General features: G+C 71.1%; 15 protein-coding genes. 8 read left to right on the top strand and 7 right to left on the bottom strand.

Translation table 11 applies throughout. The annotated features are described in order from the left end of the window. Position 1: 1 nt before the first annotated feature. On the bottom strand, positions 2-820 hold the full coding sequence (locus tag AB0K28_RS10010; protein WP_364367457.1) for an alpha/beta hydrolase: 819 nt from the start codon (positions 818-820) through the stop codon (positions 2-4). 53 nt (positions 821-873) lie between these two features. Further along, positions 874-2,391 (bottom strand): IucA/IucC family C-terminal-domain containing protein, encoded by a 1,518-nt coding sequence (locus AB0K28_RS10015; protein WP_364367460.1) that lies wholly within the window; start codon positions 2,389-2,391, stop codon positions 874-876. Between the two features lie 81 nt (positions 2,392-2,472). Between AB0K28_RS10015 and AB0K28_RS10020 the strand changes: the two genes are divergently transcribed. From AB0K28_RS10020 to AB0K28_RS10030, 3 genes are all read left to right on the top strand, one after another. Next, positions 2,473-3,972 carry an IucA/IucC family protein gene (locus tag AB0K28_RS10020; RefSeq protein ID WP_364367463.1) on the top strand — a complete coding sequence of 500 codons (1,500 nt, stop codon included), beginning with the start codon at positions 2,473-2,475 and terminating at the stop codon, positions 3,970-3,972. A gap of 82 nt (positions 3,973-4,054) precedes the next feature. Continuing rightward, positions 4,055-4,486 (top strand): STAS domain-containing protein, encoded by a 432-nt coding sequence (locus tag AB0K28_RS10025; protein WP_364367466.1) that lies wholly within the window; start codon positions 4,055-4,057, stop codon positions 4,484-4,486. A 57-nt stretch (positions 4,487-4,543) separates the two neighbouring features. Next, positions 4,544-5,950 carry an NAD(P)/FAD-dependent oxidoreductase gene (locus tag AB0K28_RS10030; RefSeq protein ID WP_364367469.1) on the top strand — a complete coding sequence of 469 codons (1,407 nt, stop codon included), beginning with the start codon at positions 4,544-4,546 and terminating at the stop codon, positions 5,948-5,950. Between the two features lie 5 nt (positions 5,951-5,955). Here AB0K28_RS10030 and AB0K28_RS10035 read toward each other — a convergent pair whose 3' ends face one another. The 3 genes from AB0K28_RS10035 to AB0K28_RS10045 all read right to left on the bottom strand — a co-directional run bounded on the left by AB0K28_RS10035 (position 5,956) and on the right by AB0K28_RS10045 (position 8,656). Then, the gene (locus tag AB0K28_RS10035; RefSeq protein WP_364367472.1) at positions 5,956-6,372 is read right to left on the bottom strand and encodes an STAS domain-containing protein; all 417 of its coding nucleotides are present in this window, start codon (positions 6,370-6,372) and stop codon (positions 5,956-5,958) included. Positions 6,373-6,464: 92 nt separating this feature from the next. Next, on the bottom strand, positions 6,465-7,466 hold the full coding sequence (locus tag AB0K28_RS10040) for a hypothetical protein (protein ID WP_345392175.1): 1,002 nt from the start codon (positions 7,464-7,466) through the stop codon (positions 6,465-6,467). Beyond that, positions 7,463-8,656, bottom strand: a complete 1,194-nt coding sequence (locus tag AB0K28_RS10045) for a hypothetical protein (protein WP_364367476.1) — start codon at positions 8,654-8,656, stop codon at positions 7,463-7,465. Before AB0K28_RS10045 ends, AB0K28_RS10040 begins: the two co-directional genes overlap by 4 nt. Positions 8,657-8,974: 318 nt before the next feature. On the opposite strand from AB0K28_RS10045, the gene AB0K28_RS10050 reads away from it, so the two are divergent. The 3 genes from AB0K28_RS10050 to AB0K28_RS10060 all read left to right on the top strand — a co-directional run bounded on the left by AB0K28_RS10050 (position 8,975) and on the right by AB0K28_RS10060 (position 13,596). Continuing rightward, entirely contained in the window at positions 8,975-11,116 is a 2,142-nt protein-coding gene (locus AB0K28_RS10050) for a transglycosylase domain-containing protein (protein ID WP_345392181.1), read from the top strand. A gap of 226 nt (positions 11,117-11,342) precedes the next feature. After that, positions 11,343-12,314 carry a LacI family DNA-binding transcriptional regulator gene (locus tag AB0K28_RS10055; protein ID WP_364367479.1) on the top strand — a complete coding sequence of 324 codons (972 nt, stop codon included), beginning with the start codon at positions 11,343-11,345 and terminating at the stop codon, positions 12,312-12,314. Then, positions 12,301-13,596 (top strand): serine/threonine-protein kinase, encoded by a 1,296-nt coding sequence (locus AB0K28_RS10060; protein ID WP_364367482.1) that lies wholly within the window; start codon positions 12,301-12,303, stop codon positions 13,594-13,596. The genes AB0K28_RS10055 and AB0K28_RS10060 overlap by 14 nt, the downstream gene beginning before the upstream one ends. Positions 13,597-13,732: 136 nt before the next feature. Here the strand turns inward: AB0K28_RS10060 and AB0K28_RS10065 are convergent, their stop codons facing one another. Continuing rightward, positions 13,733-14,827 carry a cellulose binding domain-containing protein gene (locus tag AB0K28_RS10065; protein WP_345392187.1) on the bottom strand — a complete coding sequence of 365 codons (1,095 nt, stop codon included), beginning with the start codon at positions 14,825-14,827 and terminating at the stop codon, positions 13,733-13,735. Positions 14,828-15,089: 262 nt separating this feature from the next. On the opposite strand from AB0K28_RS10065, the gene AB0K28_RS10070 reads away from it, so the two are divergent. Both AB0K28_RS10070 and AB0K28_RS10075 read left to right on the top strand, forming a co-directional pair. Next, the gene (locus tag AB0K28_RS10070) at positions 15,090-16,151 is read left to right on the top strand and encodes a lytic polysaccharide monooxygenase (protein WP_364367486.1); all 1,062 of its coding nucleotides are present in this window, start codon (positions 15,090-15,092) and stop codon (positions 16,149-16,151) included. After that, positions 16,148-16,678: a hypothetical protein gene (locus tag AB0K28_RS10075; RefSeq protein WP_345392193.1), complete on the top strand. Its 531-nt coding sequence runs from the start codon at positions 16,148-16,150 to the stop codon at positions 16,676-16,678. The genes AB0K28_RS10070 and AB0K28_RS10075 overlap by 4 nt, the downstream gene beginning before the upstream one ends. A gap of 269 nt (positions 16,679-16,947) precedes the next feature. Here the strand turns inward: AB0K28_RS10075 and AB0K28_RS10080 are convergent, their stop codons facing one another. Continuing rightward, positions 16,948-19,701, bottom strand: a complete 2,754-nt coding sequence (locus AB0K28_RS10080; protein ID WP_364368020.1) for a glycoside hydrolase family 9 protein — start codon at positions 19,699-19,701, stop codon at positions 16,948-16,950. Positions 19,702-19,730 lie beyond the last annotated feature (29 nt).

Here is a 19,730-nt window from a genome sequence, read left to right on the forward strand (position 1 = left end):
ACTACAGCGCCTTGGCCAGCCACGGGCGGAGGACCGGCAGCACGTTGACCGGCTGCATCGCGCTCATGTGATCGAGCCCGTCGAGCACCTCGACGTCCCAGCCCCGCTCCGCCAGCTCGGCGCGGTGCCGGACGAGCGGGCCGCGCAGGTCCACGGTCACGCCGCCCCACTTCTCCTCGTAGCGGATCTCGTCCTCCGAGCCCGCGAAGCACAGGCGCGGACAGGTGAGCCCGGCCTTCGTGTCGTCGAAGCCCTGCAGTCCCTCGTAGAGGGTGACGAACTGCCGGGCCTGCTCCTCGCTCGGCAGCCCGTCGGTCGACGACCAGGGGTCGTCGCTCTCCGAGGGCGCGGGCGGGTCGACGGCCATCTCGTACGTCGCCATCGTCACCTTGAGCATCTCCGCGTACGGCCCCGCGTACGGCGGGAACCCGCCCATGACCAGCGCGGAGAGGCGGTCGGTGCGGAGGGCGAGCTGGAGCCCGCTGAGCGCCAGCCACGAGTACCCGTAGTACGCGAACCGCTCGGCCCCCGCGGCGTCGGCCACGACCAGGAGGTCGCGGGCGACGTTGTCGGGGGTGAGGGTGCCGGGTTTGGGGTGGTTCATCACGTGCCCCTGGTAGTCGAAGACCACCACCTGGAAGGCGTCCGACAGCCCCTCGATGAAGGTGCGGCCGAGCGCGGGGTCCATGCCCCACTTGCGCATCTCCTCGGCCCGCTCGCCCTCCACAGGCTGTGGATCGACCGGCAGCAGCACGGTGGGACCCGACCCGTGCACCTCCACCTGGATCGTCTCGCCGTCGTGCGTCGTCGCCTCGGCCATGGCGCCCTCCCCTGATTCATTACGCCGTAAAGAGTTGATGGGGCGACAATAGCTTATGCCGTAAAGAGTCTCAACGGATTGGGGACGGGCACCCAGCGCATGGCCGCGCCGTCGGCGTCCAGCCAGCGCAGCAGCAGGTTGGCCTTGGCCGGCACGGACGCGGCGGCCAGCAGCTCACGCAGCTCACGCGGATCGCCGTACTCCTTGCCCGCCGCCGCGAAGACCGCCCTGGCCCGCGCCCACAGCTCCGCCCGCAGCCCCGGATGCCGCTCGGTCAGCGCGCCCGCGATCTCGCACAGGTTGTTGGTGACCAGGCAGTAGACCAGCCGCTCCCACGCCCGTACGGCGCCCAGCAGCGGCCCCGCCGCGTGCCGCTCGGCGACCAGCTTGACGCCCTCGTAGTCGCGGAACAGCGCCTGCGCGGGCAGCCCGGCCGCGTCCACCGCGACCAGCACGTTCTGCAGGTGGCATTCGAGCACCACCCCATGCCGCAGGTACGCGTGCAGCACCGGCGGCACCACGTACTCCAGGTAGCGCTGCCACCACACCAGGGCCGCGTCCTCGTCCAGGGCGTCCAGGGGGTTGCCGGGGAAGCCCTCCGCGATCCCGGCCGCCAGCAGCGGCGTCAGCCCTGGGCGTACGTGCTCGCCCAGCCCGTCCCTGACGATCACCGCCAGCGCCTCGCCGCCGTCGCCGTCCAGCTCGGCACTGCGGTAACCGCGGTCCCGGAGCAGCGACGGGCCCGGCAGGTCGTCGAAGACCGTCTCCAGCAGGGCCGCCACCACGGGGAGGTGGCGCAGGTCGTGCAGCCACAGGCGGCGTACGTCGTTGGTGATCCGCACGTCCAGGCTGAACTTGAGGAACAGGTCCGCGTCCGGCAGGTAGACGGTACGGATGGAGGCCGTCGCCACCGCCCGGCCCTGCGTGTGTCCCAGCCTCCGCAGGTCCGGCAGCCCGCCGAGCAGCTCCACCTGCCAGGGGTGAGCGGGCAGCGGCCCGCCGAGCGCGCTCACGTCCCCGCTTTCGATCAGCTCACCGTCCGGCACGTCCAGCAAGGTCAGCGGAAAGCTCGCCCGCACCTCCGGTGAGTACGGCAGCCACGCCTCCGGCCCCATCCCGCCCCTGGCCTTCGGGGCGGGATGGTAGGGGTGCCCCGCCATCAGCGCCTGCTCGGAGCGCAGGTAGAGGTCGGCGGGCAATGGCGCGTCCCGCCTGGCGGCGAGCAGGGCGGCGGCGACGTCGCGGCTGTGCAGGATCTCGGCCGGCACCACGTCGTTGCCCACCCCGGTGCCCGCCCGCAGCTCGGCGGCGGTCAGCTCGACCAGCTCGTCCAGGGTCAGGGGCCGCCACCCGCCGGCGACGCGCAACAGCGGCGCACCGGGCCGCCGACCACCCGCCACGCGCAACAGCAGTCCGGTGGCGGGCAACCGATGGACCCGCGCGGGCCGTGCGGGCTGGGCCACCTCTCTGATCAGGCAGTTGAGCAGGGCCGTCGTTGCGAGTGCGGCGGCTTCGTCGGCCGGGTCCGGTGGAGGGCCGGTGGGCGGGAGTACGTCGTCGGTGGCTGCCATGGCGACCGTACTCCTACCCTTTTGTCCCCATTGGTGCCCACAGGGTAGCCAGCGGGAATGAGGACGCGGAAGGTGGAGATCATGAGGGCGGTGGAGGCCGCGTTCGCCGGGGAGCTGGCCCGCGTACGGCCCGGGCTGTCCGGCCGCTACGCCGCCGAGCTGCCGGGCGCGCGGGCCGCCGTCATGGGGCGGCTGTGGCGGGGGCTGCTGTACGAGCCGCTGCCCGGCCTGAGAGCGGCCGGACCCGGGTGCGTGGTGCTCGCCGACGGACGCCGGCTCATAGGGCCGAAGCGGCGGCCGTACGACGTCCGGGACGAGCCCGAGCTGCTGCTGGACGGAAGGCCCTGCACCCACCCGGCCGCGCTGCTCGAAGCGCTCGCCCTGCCGGGCACCGCCGCCCTGGTCGAGGACCTGGACAACAGCGTCGCCTCCCTCGCGCTCTCCCGCGCCGGCGCGTCGAAGGAGGCCCCGAAGACGGCCGAGGAGCACGAGCAGAGCGTGATCGACGGGCATCCCTACCATCCGGGGTGCCGCAACAGGCCGGGGGTGTCGGTGGCCGAGCAGCTGGCGTACATGCCGGAGCACCGCCCCACCGTCCACCTCGACCTGCTCGCCCTGCCCGCCCGCGACTGCCTCGTCACCGGGCCATGGCCCTTCGTGGACGGCGACCGGCTGCTGCTGCCCGTGCATCCGTGGCAGACCCGCCATGTCCTCGCCGGGCTGGGGTTCCGTCCCCAGGCGACGGGAGCGCTGCCCGCGCGGCCTCTCATGTCCGTAAGGACGCTGGCCCCGCTCGACGGCGGCCCCCATCTCAAGACGGCCCTCACCACCCGCATGACCTCGGGGGTCAGGGACATCTCCCCCGGCTCCGTACGCGACTGCGTCCCCCTGTCCGCCCTGCTCACCACGGTGGCCGAGCAGGGCGGCGGGCCGCGCATCGCCCGCTACCTGGCCGGAGCCGCCGGATCGGTGGACGGGCGGCCCAGCGCGGACGTGTCGGTCATGCTCCGCGACCCCACCCCGGAACCGGGCCCTGTCCTGCCCCTCGCCGCCCTCCCCACCCGGGCGACGGCCACCTGGCTGGGGGCGCTCGCGCGGCTGCTCTGGGAGGGCGCGCTGGGGATGCTGGCCCACGGGATCGCGCTGGAGGCGCACGGCCAGAACCTGCTGGTGGTCCTGGACGGGGACGGGCGGCCGTACCGGCTGGTCTACCGCGACCTGGCCGACGTGCGGATCAGCCCGGAAAGGCTCGCCCGCCACGGCATCGAGACCCCGCCGGTCAGCGCACGGCTGCTCACCGACGACCCGGCCGTCCTGCACGCCAAGCTGCTCGGCTCGCTGGCCGCGACCACGTTCGGCAGCCTGATCTCCGCCGTCGGCCGGGGCGACAGGGCCGTGGAGGGCGAGCTGTGGCACGTCGTGGCCACCGCCGCCCGCGACGCCGCCGGCGTGCTGCCGGCCGCCGACCGGGCCGCCCTGTTCGCCGAGCGGCTCCCGGCCAAAGCTCACCTGCTCACGCGGGTGAGAGGCACCGGCGATCACTGGACGAGCCTGCCGAACCCCCTTCTGGACGTGCTTTGAGTCCGTAGGACCTATCCGATCGCGGGCGGCAGGAGGAGGATGGGGAGCGCTGACGCGCCCCGGACCTGAGAGAGGGCTCGCGATGACGCAGCTTTCCGTCCGGCTCGTCCCCGTGGACGGCCTTACTTTGGTGGTCGCCCTGACCGGCGAGCTCGACCACACGACCAGGCCCGTGCTGTCCTCGATCCTCGACCCCATCCCCCGATCACCGCTCATGCACGTCCTGGTCGCGGCGGCCGACCTGTGGTTCTGCGACCCCAACGGCCTCGAACGGCTCACGCTCACCCACCGCGCGCTGCGGGCCAAGGGCGGGCACCTGGCCGTCGCCGAGGCTCGCCCGCCGCTGCGCCGCCTCATCGCGCTGATGGGCGAGCAGGCCGCCATCCCGGTGCACGCCACGATGGCAGAGGCGCTGGCCGCCGCCCACGTGGACGCCTACCGCCTCCCCACGCCCGCCCGCCGCCACCTTCCCAGCCTCCGCGGCATCCAGCCCACCCCCCGCCACGCCCGCTGACGGCCGCGACATGAAAACATCTCCTCATAGGCCGAGCGAGTGCTTGGGGAGGCAGCGGTGGCTGACGAGTTCGATGTGATCGTGATCGGCGCTGGACCCGCCGGCGAGAACGCGGCGGACCGCGCGGTGCGCGGCGGGCTGACCGCCGCGATCGTCGAGGAACGGCTGGCCGGCGGCGAATGCTCCTATTGGGCGTGCGTCCCCAGCAAGGCCCTGCTCCGGCCGGTCGACCTGGCCGCCGAGGTCGCCAGGGTGCCGGGGCTCACGCTGGGCGAGATCGACGTCGCCAGGGTGCTGGCCAGGCGCGACGAGGCGGTCTCCGCCTACGACGACGGCGGGCAGGTGCGCTGGATCGAGAGCGTGCCGATCGAGTTCTTCCGCGGGCGCGGCCGGCTCGACGGCCCCAAGCGGGTGCGGGTCACCACCGAGGACGGCGACGAGCGCGTGCTGACCGCCCGCCAGGCCGTCGTGCTCGCCACCGGCAGCACCGCCGCCGTGCCGCCCGTGCCCGGCCTCGCCGAGGCGAACCCGTGGACGAGTCACGAGGTGACGGCGGCGTCCTCGGTCCCCGAGCGGCTGGTCGTGCTGGGCGGCGGCGTGGTCGCCTGCGAGATGGCGCAGGCCATGCATGGGCTGGGCGCCCGTCAGACGACCGTCGTGGTACGCGGGGGCCGCCTGCTCGGCCGCATGGAGCCGTTCGCCGGCGAGCTGGTCGCGGAGTCGTTCGCCGAGGCCGGCATCGACGTGCGCTTTCACACGCAGATGGAGCGGGTCGAGCGGCCCGAGCCGGGCGGCAAGGTCACCGTGCACCTCGGCGACGGCCCGCCGCTGGAGGCCGACGAGGTGCTGGTGGCCACCGGCCGCGACGTCGCCACCCGAGGGCTCGGGCTCGACACGATCGGCCTGCCCGACGACGCCCCCGTCGAGGTCGACGACAGCATGCGGGCCACCGGCGTGGCCGACGGCTGGCTCTACGCCGTGGGCGACGTCAACGGGCGGGCGCTGCTCACGCACATGGGCAAGTACCAGGCGCGGATCTGCGGTGACGTGATCGCCGCCAGGGCGCGCGGCGACGAGCTGCCCGCCATGCGCGACCTGGCCGACTCCTACGGCTCGCCCCAGGTCGTCTTCACCGACCCGCAGGTCTGCGCGGTCGGCCGCACGGAGGAGGAGGCCCGCAACGAGGGCTTCCGAGTGCGGGCGGTCGAGTACGACATGGGCGCCGTCACGGGGGCCTACCTGCTGGGCGACGGCTACCGCGGCAAGGCCAAGGCCGTCGTGGACGAGGACAGGAAGGTCCTGCTGGGCGTCACCTTCGCCGGGCCGGGCGCGGCGGAGCTGCTCCACGCGGCCACGATCGCGGTGACGGCCGAGGTGCCGCTCGACCGCCTCTGGCACGCGGTCCCGTCCTTCCCGACGGTGAGCGAGATCTGGCTGCGGCTGCTGGAGACGTACGGGCTCTGAGGCGGTCAGCCCGTGGCGCGGCGGGCGGCGCCGGGGTGTTGTTCCTCGGGCTCCGAGGGGTGCAGGGTCAGCTCGGTGACCGTCTCGGCGACGCTGTCGCGCAGCTCCACGTGTGACAGCAGGTCGGTCTGCCGCAGCACGGTCAGCAGGTGCGCCGACGGCCGGACGAGGATGATCCGGCCGCTGCCGCCCTCCTCCTCCATCCGCTGCAGCGCCATGCCGAGCACCCCGATGATCGAGGCGTCGTAGAAGTCCAGGTCGGCCAGGTCGAACACGAGGACGGGGCCGACCGACCAGTTCCAGACGAGGTCGATGCAGGAGCTGAAGCGCACGCGGCCGGCGTGGTCGAGCACTCCGTCGGCACGGACCACCGTGCAGTGCAGGTGTCGGGTCGTCTCGATCCGCAATCCGCTCGTTCCCACAGAGGAACACTGCCCGCTGAGCGGCATTTTCACAGGTGATCGCGATATAAGCCGCTAAAACTGGGCGGATCCGGCATGCGACCTGGGGCGGGTCAGACCGACTGCGTACCGGACTCCAGTGTCGGCACGCAGTCGGGGCACGGCCCCAGCATGACGAGCAGCGGCGCGGTGGACGGGCTCGGCACCACCAGCTCGGTCACGTTCCCCTGCACGCTCTGCGCGGGCTCGCCCAGGGAGCCGTCCCTGACGCTGAGCACCCGCTCGACCGGCGGCGCGGCCGACTGCAGCAGCTTCCTGGTGGCGTGGCGCAGCCAGCGCAGCTCGCTGTTGACCCGCTTCCACGTCGCGGGGATCATGCTCACGGCCTCGGCCCGCGTACCGAGCCGCAGCGTGATGTCCCCGCTGGAGCCGAACCGATCCTTGAGCACGGGATTGACCACGAACATGCCCGAGCGCAGCACCCGCGCGCCCTGCCGGTTGACGTTCGCCAGCCCGCCCGCGCTGATCAGCGAGTAGAGCTCGCAGCGCGACCCGTCGAGCGTGTCGGGGTCGAAGTCCACGGGCGGCGGCTCCTCGAAGACGACCTTGTCCAGCCGCACCCCGGCCACCCCGTCGGACGCGATCCGCCCGGAGACGGCCTCGCGGACCTCCTCGCTGATGCCGTCGCCCTCGGTGATGTCGAGGACCTCGACGCAGATGAGCCCGTCGTCGGGGATCTCCTCCGGCGTCAGGTCGAAGGCCACCCTGGCGTGCGCCCTGCGGCCGCGCAGCAGCACGCACTGCCGCAGCCGGCCCTGGGACCTGACCTGGAGGAAGCGCGGCACGGGGCCCAGCGGCTCGACCCGCCCCTCGTGCCAGCCGCTCACCGACCGCTCGTCGGCCGACAGCGACACCTGCACCCGCAGCGACCGCCCCTGCGCCGAGACCTTGAACCCGGCCAGCCCCGACGTCTCGAACCTGCCCACGATCTGGCTGCCCCTGCGCAGCCGGTCGGTGACCTGCAGCGGGGCCACCTTGCCGCTGCTCAGATGCACGGGCGGGATGGCGGGAAGGATCACCGGGTCCACGTCGGTGACTGATCCTGAGCTGCTCATCGGGTGTTCCTCCAGGGGGTGCACGTGATGTCCTGATCGTGGAAGTCGAAGCGGGTGAGCACGGGGTCGCGCCGCTCCCACAGCCGGGCGACGGCGCTGAACAGCGGGTCGCCGTCCGGCTCGACGTGCCGCAGGTTGACGGCGAGCACCCGCGCGTAGTCGTCGCCCTGCTCCCAATGGGGCAGGAGCTGGCTCGGCACGTCGGCGCCGCAGCGGCGCAGCCAGAGCCAGAGGCGGGCGCGCTCGCGCTGCTCCGGCCCGAGGATGCTCTCGCCCTTGGCGTGCCTGGCGATGGCCTCGCCCAGCAGCGCGCGCAGCTCCGACGGCGTGGCCGGAGCGTGCACGGCGCCGCACGCGCGGCCCGCCGACCAGCCGGCCTGGACGACGGGGATGCCGAACGCGGGCAGGTCGCTGTCGCCGAACGTGACGGCGGCGTCGGTCATGCTCCACAGCAGGTTCGCCGAGAGCTTGCCGTCCACCCGCCGGGTGCGGGCGTGCCAGGTGACGGGGTCGTGGAAGAGCCAGTTCGCGGACTCGTCGGAGGCGGCGTACTGGGTGATCGCGGCGAACATGCGGTCGTCGCGGCCGGGCGCGTGGGCGTGCACGGCGATCGTGGGGCGGTCGGGGTCGAGGCCGAGCCTGGCGCAGCCGTAGTGGCGGAGCTGGCGGCGCTCGGTCTCCGTACGGACCTGGTAGCCGCGCCGCGCCCGCCTGGTCACCCGCTCGGCGCCCGGCCTGATCGCCTCGCGGCGGGGCCAGACGTGCCGCTCGAAGAACGCGCCTACCCTGGCGGGCAGCTCCTCGTCGATCGAGCATGACCCCTGGTCGGGGAAGAGCGCGTACGCCTGGAGCGAGCCCGTGCCGTGCACGTGCAGGACGGGGATCTCCCTCGGCACCGACCGGTCGGCCACCGTGGTGACCACGGCCGCGGGCGGCTGGTCGGGCGGCGTGTCGGCGGCGCCGAAGGCCACCGCGAGCCGGGCCCACGACGGCCGGGTGCGCGCGACGAGCCGCGTCCCCAGCAGGCCGCAGAGCGCCCGTCCCACCAGCAGTGTCCTGGCCACGGCCCGCAGGTCCTCGTCGTACGCCTCCACGGCGACGTACCCGTCTCCGCCGGGGCGCTCCCCCCAGCAGGTCCTGGCGGCGGCGAGCAGCCGATCGACGTGCTCGCCTTCCCCGACGTGACGCATGAAGCCCCTCCACCAAAGGCGCGGGAAGAAATGGCCTGGTAGACGTTGCCAGATCGGCGTACGGGGACACGGCGGCCGACACGCTTCTTTGCCCGGGGCTGGACGGAATCACAGCCGCCACAGAAGATCACTGGAACCGCAGCGGCCTCAAGCTGGGCAAACGTCGGTTATACCCAGGATCCCGGCAAAAAACGCCGATGTGGATCAACTTTTCGGGGTCAAGGAACGTCCAAGGTTTTACGCGGAGCATGTCATGCCCGGGTTTAGGATGCACCCTATTGCCACGAGGGGGAGGGGATTACCACCATGGGTTCCCGTTTGTCGAGTGTCGCGCGCCTGACGGCGGCCGCTGCCGCGGCCGGCGTGCTGGCCGCCGCGGTCGCGTTGCCCGCGGTCGGCGGCACCGGAGCGATATTCGTCTCGGCATCGGAGGACCTCGGGATCAAACCCGAAGAGCTCAAAGAGCCCCCGCTCGCGGAGAAGACCACCGTCGTCGACGCCAAGGGCAACCCGATCGCGCAGTTCTACGAGCAGTACCGGGAGTCGGTCACGCTCGACCAGGTCGCGCCGATCATGAAGACGGCCATCATCTCCATCGAGGACTTCCGCTTCTACGAGCACGGCGCCATCGACATCGAGGGCACCATGCGCGCCCTGGCCAAGAACTTCGCCTCGGGCGGCATCGCGCAGGGCGGCTCCTCCATCACCCAGCAGTACGTCAAGCAGGTGCTGCTCAACTCGGCCACCACCGACAAGGAGCGCAACGCCGCCCTGGAGGCCAGCTACGCGCGCAAGCTCAAGGAGCTGCGCTACGCGATGGCGGTGGAGGAGAAGTACACCAAGGACGAGATCCTGGAGAAGTACCTCAACATCGCCTACTTCGGCGCCCACGCCAACGGCGTCGAGGCCGCCGCCAAGCGCTTCTTCGGCGTCAAGGCGTCCCAGCTCAACCTCGTGCAGGCGGCGACCCTGGCGGGCGCCGTGCAGGACCCCAACGCGACCGACCCCAACCTCGGCAAGGCCCAGCGCAAGCGGCTGCTCAACCGGCGCAACGTGGTGCTCGACCGGATGGCCGAGCTGAAGAAGATCACGCCCGAGGAGGCCGAGGAGGCCAAGTCCAAGCCGCTCGGCTACAAGGGCACCTCGCTGCCCGGCGGCTGCAGCGCGAGCCAGTACCCGTACTTCTGCATGTACGTGCGCAACGAGGTGCTGAGCAACAAGGCGTTCGGCAAGACGGCCAAGGCGCGCTCGCAGTTCCTCAACCGGGGCGGCCTGACCATCCAGACCACGCTCGACCCGAAGATGCAGCGGGCCGCCGAGCAGGCGATCAAGAAGTACGTCTACGCCAAGGACAACCCGGTCGCCGCCGAGGCCCTGGTGCAGCCGGGCACCGGCGAGATCAAGGCGATGGCCGCCAGCCGCAAGTACGGCAACAACAAGCGCAAGAAGGAGATGTCGTACAACGTCGTGGCCGACGCGAAGCACGGCGGCGGCACCGGCTTCCAGGCGGGCTCCACGTTCAAGACGTTCACGCTGGTCACGGCCCTGAAGAAGGGCTGGAAGATCAACGACGGGTTCACCGTGGGCAGCGGCTACACCGCGCCGTACTACTCCTCGTTCAAGAACTGCAAGGGCGAGAGCATCGGCGACCCCAGCCACACCGTCACCAACGACGAGGGCGGCGGCGGCTTCAAGACGCTGGCCACCGGTACGTGGCAGTCGGTCAACACCTTCTTCGTGATGCTGGAGCAGAAGGTCGGCCTGTGTGAGACGGTTCAGACCGCCAAGTCGCTCGGCATCCACCGCTCCGACGGGCTGGACCTGCTCGAGTTCGAGACGTTCACGCTGGGCACCAACGAGATGGACCCGGTGACGGTGGCCAACGCGTACGCCACGCTGGGCGCGCGCGGCAAGTTCTGCGAGCCGATGGCGATCACCAAGATCACCGACCGCAACGGCAAGGTCACCACCTACAAGCCGGACTGCAAGAAGGCGCTCGACCCCGAGGTCGCCGACGCGGCGGCGAACATCCTGTCGGGCGTCTTCACCAAGGGCACCATGCGCGGCGTGGGCGGCATCGGGCGGCCCGCCGCCGGCAAGACGGGCACCACGGACAACCAGGCCACCGCCTGGTTCGCCGGGTTCACCCCCGACCTCGCCGGCGCGGTCAGCATCGGCGACCCGCGCGGCGCGCAGGACCACAAGCTGAACGGCGTCACCATCGGCGGCAGGTACTACGGCAACGTCTTCGGCGCCACGATCCCCGGGCCGATCTGGAAGGACACCATGCTGGGCGCGCTCAAGGGCGTGCCGGCCACCGAGTTCCACCCGGTCAACACGGCCCGCTTCGGCGGCTGCGGCTCGGGCTGCGCACCGGTGCGTCAGACGCAGCCGGACGACGCGACGAACGACGTCGGCGACGGCCCCCTGGACGAGGCGGACATCGCGGACTTCGGGTGATCACAATGGCAGGGTTTCCTGATTGTCGGATACGACAAATCGGGCACGGAAATATCTCCGTGATCTCGTTCCTGCACAGAAACCTCTGACGGTTACCACCGCATCTAGCTGAGCAAATTCGGAGTGCGTCCGCACAGGCGGACGCACTCTCAGCAAAGGCCCTATTAACAGCGGCGAAACATTGGTAACGTGGGAGCGCTCCCAGGATCTTTCCGCGAGGTGCTCCATGACCGAGCAGCCCACACTGGCACAGGTGGCGGCCGCTGCAGGGGTTTCCCCCGCGACCGCATCAAGAGTCCTCACGGGCTCGGTGCGGGTCAGTACCTCGACCCGCCGCCAAGTCTACGACGCCGTGTCCCGAATGGGATACGTCCGACAACGCGCACCCCGGGGAACGGCCGCCAAGACCATGGCCGACGGAGTCACGGCGGTGATCTGTGACCACCTGCCCCGGCTGTTCTCCGAACCCTACTACGCCCGGCTCCTGTCCGCCGCAGGCGCGGTGATCAACGAGCACGGCACCCACCTCATGGTGACCACCGTCACCCCGACCTCGTCCACGCTGCCCGCGTTATCCGGCGCGGTGCTGATCATCGGCGCCAGAGAACGCCATCCCCTGGCGATCAAGTTATCCACCTCGGGCGTCCCGGTCCGCAACATCGGCCGCCCGCCCCACGACCTCAAACTCCCGTTCGCCGACGTCGACAACCTCGACGGAGGCCGCCAGGCGGCCGAGCACTTCCTCCTCTCCGGCCGCCGCAACGTCGCCGCCATCGGCGGACCGCCCTCCTTACCCGGCGCCCGCGACCGGCTGGAAGGTCTCGTCAGGACCCTCCAGGCGGCCGGGGCTCCCGACGTCCCCGTCGCGTACGGGGACTTCACCGCCGCCTCCGGCACCCACGCCATGCAATGGTTGTTACGCCACGCGCCCGGTCTCGACGCCGTGTTCGTGGCCAGCGACTTAATGGCGGCGGGCGCCATCCAGGCCCTGCGCAGAGCAGGGCGCAAGGTGCCCGCCGACGTCGCGGTGATCGGGTTCGACGACGCGCCGGTCGCCCGGCACACCGTCCCCGCCCTGACCACCATCCGCCAGCCCGTCGAGGAGCTCGCCACGGTCGCCACCCGGCTGCTCCTGACAGGGGCCTCGGGCGTCGACCCCGTACTCCCCACGGAACTGGTCGTCCGTGAGTCGGCTTAATCCAGGGGACGTCCTGGCCCGGCGGTACCTGTTGCTGGACCCGCTGGCCCGCGGGGGCATGTCGGTCATCTGGCGTGCCTTCGACCAGTCCCTGCACCGGATGATCGCGGTCAAGGTGCTCACGGCCTCGCTGCACACCGACCCGGGAGAGCGGGTCAGCGTACGCAGCGAGGCCAGGGCCGCCGCCCGCTTCATCCATCCCGACTCGATCGAGATCTACGACTACGGCGAGACCGTCACCACCAGCGGCGGCGTCGCCGCGTACGTGGTGATGCCGCTGCTCGACGGCACGCCGCTGGCCGAACGCATCGAGCAGGGCCCGCTGCCCTGGCAGGAGGCCGCCTCCATCGCGCTGCGGCTGGCGAGGGTGCTGATGGCCGGGCACGCCCGCGGCCTGGTGCACCGGGACGTCACCGCCGAGAACGTGCTGCTCACCACGAGCGGCCCCAAGCTGCTCGACTTCGGCATCGCGGCCTGGGCCGGCGATCCGGAGGACGACCGCGGCACCCCGCCCTACGTCGCCCCTGAGCGGCTGCTGGGCGCCCCCACCCATCCGGCGGTGGACGTCTACGCCTTCGGCGTGCTGCTGCACCTCATGCTGACCGGGCGGACGCCGTACCCGGAGACGACGTGGGAGGAGATCGAGGCGGCGCGCAGGACCGAGCCGCCGCCCCGCGTGCCCGGCGTGCCGAACGCCGTCGCCACGCTCTGTCAGCGCTGTCTGGCGCACCGGCCGGAGGACCGGCCGGCGGCGGCGGAGATCGTCTCCGCGCTGACCTCCGCCCTCGGCACCGCGACGCTGGGCCGTCACGTGCGGCGCGGGCTCACGGTGGCCGGGTCCGCGGTGCTCGCGCTGTCGGCGCTGCTGTGGTTCCAGCAGTCGGGGACGCCGCAGGAGACGATGCGCGACCCTGGGGTGGCGCCGGTGACGCCGGTGGTGCCGCCGTCGCCGCCGTCGCCGACCGCCCGGCTGGTCGAGCGCTCTCCGGCCTCCGCGCGCACAGTCGAGCAAGCCGCCGCCGAGTTCACCACCACGCTGGAGGCCAGGACGCCGTGCGGCGCGACGGACGACGACGTGGTGCTCGACCTCAAGCAGGTGCTCGCCGGCCTGGTGTCCACCGGCCAGGCGCAGGCGCACGGCCCGTCGGAGGAGGTCTCCAGGACGCGGGACCTGCGCCAGAAGCTCTCCGACCGGCTGCGCGAAGGCCGCCTGCGCCCGGCCTGCCTGAGCGAGCTGCAGGCCAGGCTGGACGACATCGAAGCCGCGATGCGGCGCGACTGACCGAGAGATCAGACAGAGATCAGACAGAGATCAGACAGAGATCAGACGCGGAAAGTTGATGAGGGGTACGGCAGCACCAGCCGTACCCCTCGTTCGCGCGGACTGGGCCCCTCGCAAAGCGTGCCCGCGCGAGCCTCTATGCGCAGGTGTATCCGCTGGGCACCTGCGTGTTCCCGTCGGGCCGCGACGCCTGGAAGCCGAAGGAGGTCGCGGCGCCCGGCGCGAGCCCGCCGTTGTGCGACAGGCTCCTGACGGTGACGGTGCCGCCGCTGACCGAGTAGTCGGCGTTCCACATGCCGGTGATCGTGTGGCCGGACGGCAGCGGGAAGGTGACCGTCCAGCCGTTCAGCGCCGAGGTGCCGCGGTTGGTCACGGTCACGGGCTGGACGACGTAGCCGTTGTTCCATGAGCCCTGGGTGGTGGCGGCGGCCGTGCAGCTGCCGTTGCCGCCCCCACCGCCGCCCCCTCCACCGCCGCCGCCGGTGTTGGTGAAGGAGAAGGAGTTGACGCTCAGCCCGGCGCCGCCGATCCAGGGCTCGAAGCCGGCCTGGACGCTGGTCAGGTACCACGACCGCTGGCCGTAGCCGCGGTTGACCACGTCGGAGAAGAAGGTGTCGATGGTGAAGTCGAGCGAGGTGGCGGGTGAGGTGCGCACGTACGAGATGACGTTCCAGCCGGTGTTGCCGAACCAGACCTCCCAGGTGGAGCCGGCCAGGTTGACGGTGCCGACCCGCGAGCCGATGGGCTGGATCGAGCCCTGCCGGTTGAGCCAGATCATCAGCTCGGCGCCGGTGTTCTGGCCGTCGGTACGCGGCGTGGGGTCGAACCACAGGTCGTAGGAGGCGTTGTAGGTGCCCGAGCCCGGGTACGACATGCTGACGCTGCTGCGCAGCGCGGCGAAGCCGGAGGAGTTCGCCCGCATGGGCAGGTTGCTGCCCGAGGTGCAGTTGCCGTAGTGGCAGCCGGCGTAGATGGCGGGGTAGCCGGCCGGTGCGCCGCTGGTGGAGTTGTTGTGCGCGGACTGGGTGACGGTGAAGCCGCCGTTCTGGTTGACGTCGATGCACTGGGCCGTGCTCGCGCCCCAGACGTTGTTCATGACGACGTAGCGGCCGTTCTGGATGCTCGTGGAGCCGTACTTCTCGCAGATCACCGGCGCGGCCTTCGCCGGTGAGGCGAACAGGCCGAGGCTGAGTAACGCCCCGATGATCAGGTAGATGTGCGCGTGCCTCATGGCGTGTAGCTCCCGCCTCTCTGACAGGGGAGTGTAGTGGGAGCGCTCCCACTACGTCAGCCTCCAGCCGCCACGAAACTCCGGCAAGCATTTCGTACGTGCTTCATGGCCCCCACGTACGACCACCAGCACAAACCATGACCAAGATCGGTTGAAAGTTTCACGGAAGATTGTCGAATCCCGAAAAAGCATGATTCAATGCGCAGGCCGGGCGGGCAGGTCGTGGGCAGGTTTCCTCTGTCGTCAGCGCAAGGGAATCTCCATGAAGTTGTTCAAGTCGGCGGCACTCACCGCCGTCCTCGTCCTCATCACCTCAGCGTTAATGGTGCCCACACAGGCACAGGCGCACGGCGTGTCGATGTTCCCCGGCAGCCGTACGTTCCTGTGCTGGCAGGACGCCCTGCGGGAGAACGGGCAGATCCAGCCTTACAACCCCGCGTGCGCCTCCGCCGTCAACCAGAGCGGCGCCACCCCCCTCTACAACTGGTTCGCGGTCCTGCGCTCCGACGGCGCCGGCCGGACCACCGGCTTCATCCCCGACGGCCAGATCTGCAGCGGCGGCACCGGCGGCCCCTACGACTTCTCGGCCTACAACGCGGCCCGCACCGACTGGCCCACCACCCACCTCACGTCGGGCGCCAACATCCAGATGCGGCACAGCAACTGGGCCGAGCACCCCGGCAAGTTCGACTACTACATCACCAGGGACGGCTGGAACCCCAGCTCGCCGCTGAAGTGGTCGGACCTGGAGCGCTTCGGCAGCGTCACCAACCCGCCCAAGTCCGGCGGAGCGGGCGGCCTCAACTACTACTACTGGAACGCCCAGCTCCCGTCCGGTAAGAGCGGCCGGCACATCATCTTCACCCACTGGATCCGTTCCGACAGCAACGAGAACTTCTACAGCTGCTCCGACGTCGTCTTCGACGGCGGCAACGGCGAAGTGACCGGCGTCGGCCCCGGCGGCAGCTCGCCCGGCCCCGACCCCGACCCCGACCCGACGGACCCGCCGCCCACCGGCGACTGCACCGCCACGTGGAAGGCCACCGACACCGGCTGGGCCGGCCACTTCCAGGGTGAGGTGACGGTCAAGAACAACGGCACCAGCGCCATCAACGGCTGGACCGTCAAGTGGACCTACACCGGCGGGCAGAACTTCGACGGCTCACCGTGGAACGGCGTGCTGTCCGGGCAAGCGCCCAACGTGGCGGTCAAGAACGCCACGTACAACGGGCAGCTCGCGCCCGGCGCGTCCGCCACGTTCGGGTTCAACGCCACCGGCTCGGTCCCGAACCCCGCACCGAGCCTGACCTGCACCAGCCCGTGATCAAAACGCGTCGCGGGCTCATCGCGGCGACCATCACCCTGGCCGGGGTCACCCTGGCCGGGGTGATGTTCTTCGCGGCCAGGCAGCCGTCCTCCACGCTGAACGACGAGCTCGCCGCGCAGGTGACCCTGATACTCGAGCAGGCCTCACCCGGCGAGCACCACGCCCACGGGCACAGCTTCGACTCCGGCGTCGTGTGCGCCGTGGAGCCCTTCGGCACCGAACCTCCGAACGCCACCTCCCTGGTCGAGGTGCGCTGGGTCTACGCCCGCCACATGTGCGCCATCACCGGGGAGAGCCCCGAGTGGGCGTCGTCCGTCCGGGCCTCGGGGCCGATCGCCGTGAAGATCAGCATCCCGCCGCAGGTGCGGGTGCCCGAGCCGGGCGCCGGCTACCCCGACAGGGTCAAGCGGCTCATCCCCGAGCGCTACCACCAGGAGGCGTTCGAGGACTTCTCCGACGACGCCGCCATCGAGGCGGCCCGCGAACGCTTCACCCTGGCCACTTCGGCGGCCGGGAAACCCTAGAGACCGAACGGCCGGGGCGGAAGCCCCGGCCGCGCCCTTCAACAAGGCCGTCCGGACGAAGGCCGTCCACATGGACAAGGGCCGTGTGAGGGTCCGGACGCGAAAAAAACGGACGCGGCCGAGTGGAGGTTCGGCCGCGTCCGTCCCATCCGGGCGGGGATGGTCTTCGGGCAGGGACTGAAGGTTCGCCTCACCTCCTCATACGCACGTGCGGGCCGACGGGTTCAGTGGAACCGCCCCCGCCGCTCCTGCGGCGGGGGCGGGGTCTTTCATGCGGGCGTGCAGGTGAGCTCCGGCGTCGTGGACGTCCCGTTGGCGATGAAGCCGAACGTCGCCGACGCGCCGGGCGCGAGCGAGCCGTTCCACGACTCGTTGCGCACCGTCACCGTGCCGCCTGACACGGTGTGCCGGCCACCCCAGAGCTGCGTGATCGTGTTCTGTGAGCTCCAGGTGACCGTCCAGCCGGTGATAGCGGACGTGCCGGCGTTGGTGACCGTCACCTCCGCCTGGAAGGCGCCGCCCCACGAGCCGATCACCTTGTACGCCGCCGCGCACCCGCCCGACGACCCGCCGGACGTGGTGAACGAGGTGGCCTCGGAGGCCGTCGAGCTGTTGCCCGCCGCGTCCCGCGCCACCACGGTCACCGTGTACGCGGTGCTCGCGGTCAGCCCGGTGAGGTCGAACGACGTGGACGTGGCCGTGCCTGCCTTGGTGGACCCCAGGTAGACGTCATATCCGGCCACGCCCACGTCGTCCGTGGACGCCGTCCAGCTCACCCGGGCGCCGGTCGCGGTGATCCCGGACACCGCCGGCTTCCCCGGCCTGCTGGGCGGCGTCCCGTCGGTGGACTCCGTGGTGGTGAAGGCGGTCGCGTCGGACTCCGCCGAGGTGTTGCCCGCCGCGTCCCTGGCCACCACGTGGGCGGTGTAGTCCGTGGCGGGGGTGAGCCCGGTCAGGTCGAAGGACGTGGTGGTGGCCGTGCCTGCCTTGGTGGACCCCAGGTAGACGTCGTACCCGGCCACGCCCACGTCGTCGGTCGAGGCCGTCCAGGTCAGCCGGGCCGACGAGCCCGTGATCGCGGAGACCGCGGGCTTGCCCGGCTTGCTGGGCGGTGTCGTGTCCTCTTCCTCCTGACCCGGGGGCTCACCCCAGATCTTGGTGGCGCCGCTGTAGAGGGTGATGCGGTCCGTCCGCACCGGCGTGGTGCCCGGCGTGGTCGGGATGTTCTGGTACGACCAGTCGTTGGCCGGGTCCCACGTCCCCGAGCTGGCGATCCTGAACTGCACCTCCCTGCGGTGCTGCGACTGCCCGGCGGGCGCGATGGCCTGCCCGGAGCAGTCGATCTCCGCGTAGTACGTACGGCCGCTCGCCTGCCGCAGCACCGGAGCCGTGCACTGCGTGTAGGCGGACGAGACGGTGATCTGCGAGGCCGTCGTGTCGCCGTCGAGCGTGAAGTAGTAGCGGAACTTCCCGTCCGACAGCACCCGCGCCGGCCACGCCGACTGGTTGCGCACGATGGCCTTGATCTCGGTGAACGTCGAGCCGGAGGCGTTCACGCCGGCCTCGACGAAGATCTCGGGGCCGTCGGGGGTCTCCTCGGCGGGGAAGTTCGCCGCGGGCTCGCCGCCGTACTCCTTGTAGAGCCGGGCCACCGCGCTGGTGAAGCCGGCGTTGTAGTCGGTGGCGACCTCGTTCATCACGTAGTCGTCGCGCTTGTCGGTGTAGGCGTCGTTCGGGTCGGGCGGGCCGCCGACGAGGGCGCCGTACAGCGTGTGGCGGGTCTGCTCGGGATTGGTGAGCTGGTCGGTCCACGAGCCGTGCGCCGTACGGTGGTGCGGGTTCTTCGGCGGGTTGGCGCCGAAGCCGATCACGTACGAGGAGTTGCGCGGGTTGTCGCCGAGCGCGTAGTCGATCTGCCCCACCGCGAAGTCGTGGTAGCGGGCCTTGCGCGTGGCGTCGGTGATCGTGTCGCTGTGCACCAGCGCCGCGAACGCGGTGTTGGCCGCGTAGCGCAGCGAGCCCCACCGGTCGAGCACGGCCTGGCCGCCCGGCGAGTAGGGCACCTTCTGCCCGTTCACCCCGACCGTCCAGTAGTCGAGCCACCGGTTGGCGTCGTCCAGGTATTGCTGCTTGCCGGTCAGCTTGTGCAGCAGCACGTACGCCCCGTACGACTTGTCGTCCCAGGCGATCGTCCACTTGTACGACTTGGTGCTGGTCTGCGGCTCGGTGCCGAGGTTCGCGTAGCCGGCCTCGGCCTTGGCCAGGTAGGAGGCGTCGTTCGTGGCCCGGTAGAGCCAGATCGCGCCCCACACCAGCTCGTCGTTGTAGCCGCTCCACGAGTTGTAGAAGCTGGAGGCGTCGGTGATGCACTCGGTGTACTTCTTCCTGACCGTGTCGGCGAAGGAGTACAGCTGCTTGGCGTGCGTCACCAGCGTGTCGGCGTAGGAGGGGTTAGTCGGGCGGAAGACGATCGAGGAGGCCGCCATCGCCGCCGCCGTCTCCCCCGCGAGGTCCGACCCGCCGCACGACGCGTCGATCTTGTACGCCGGTCGGTTCATCGCCATCGCCTCGGCCGGCCCCCACCAGGCGTGGTCGGTGCCGCCGTTGCCGACCTGCCCGTAGAGCACGTTCGCCGACGGGTGGGCCTTGATGAAGTAGTCGTTGACGAACTTGAGGTTGTTGAGCAGGTGAGTGAGCTGGCCGGAGGAGGCGTAGGCGTCGCGGTACTCGACCGCTCCCCAGGCCAGCATGGTGGCGGAGAAGGCCATCGGGAAGCCGAACTTGACGTGGTCGCCCGCGTCGTACCAGCCGCCCGTCAGGTCCACCCCGACGTCGTCGCCGTCGTCCAGGCCCGAGTCGCCGCGCCAGGAGACGCGGTTCCAGTCGGGCAGCGCGCCCGACTGCTGGGCCTCGTAGAACCACAGCGACTTCTGCAGCGCCTCACCGTAGGCGAAGGCGGGCGCCGCCTGCGCGGTCTCAGCGGCGTGGGCCGCCGGCCCCGCCCCCAGAAGGGGCAGGACCAGCGACGCCGCAGCGATCAGTGCTGCTTTTC

This window comes from Nonomuraea sp. NPDC049504 (assembly GCF_040676845.1).
In the GTDB taxonomy this organism is placed as follows: Bacteria; Actinomycetota; Actinomycetes; order Streptosporangiales; family Streptosporangiaceae; genus Nonomuraea; species Nonomuraea salmonea.

Coding starts and splice junctions, on each gene's coding strand:
- AB0K28_RS10010 (WP_364367457.1), bottom strand. CDS start 820: ATGGCCGAGGCGACGACGCACGACGGCGAGACGATCCAGGTGGAGGTG.
- AB0K28_RS10015 (WP_364367460.1), bottom strand. CDS start 2,391: ATGGCAGCCACCGACGACGTACTCCCGCCCACCGGCCCTCCACCGGAC.
- AB0K28_RS10020 (WP_364367463.1), top strand. CDS start 2,473: ATGAGGGCGGTGGAGGCCGCGTTCGCCGGGGAGCTGGCCCGCGTACGG.
- AB0K28_RS10025 (WP_364367466.1), top strand. CDS start 4,055: ATGACGCAGCTTTCCGTCCGGCTCGTCCCCGTGGACGGCCTTACTTTG.
- AB0K28_RS10040 (WP_345392175.1), bottom strand. CDS start 7,466: ATGAGCAGCTCAGGATCAGTCACCGACGTGGACCCGGTGATCCTTCCC.
- AB0K28_RS10045 (WP_364367476.1), bottom strand. CDS start 8,656: ATGCGTCACGTCGGGGAAGGCGAGCACGTCGATCGGCTGCTCGCCGCC.
- AB0K28_RS10055 (WP_364367479.1), top strand. CDS start 11,343: ATGACCGAGCAGCCCACACTGGCACAGGTGGCGGCCGCTGCAGGGGTT.
- AB0K28_RS10065 (WP_345392187.1), bottom strand. CDS start 14,827: ATGAGGCACGCGCACATCTACCTGATCATCGGGGCGTTACTCAGCCTC.
- AB0K28_RS10070 (WP_364367486.1), top strand. CDS start 15,090: ATGAAGTTGTTCAAGTCGGCGGCACTCACCGCCGTCCTCGTCCTCATC.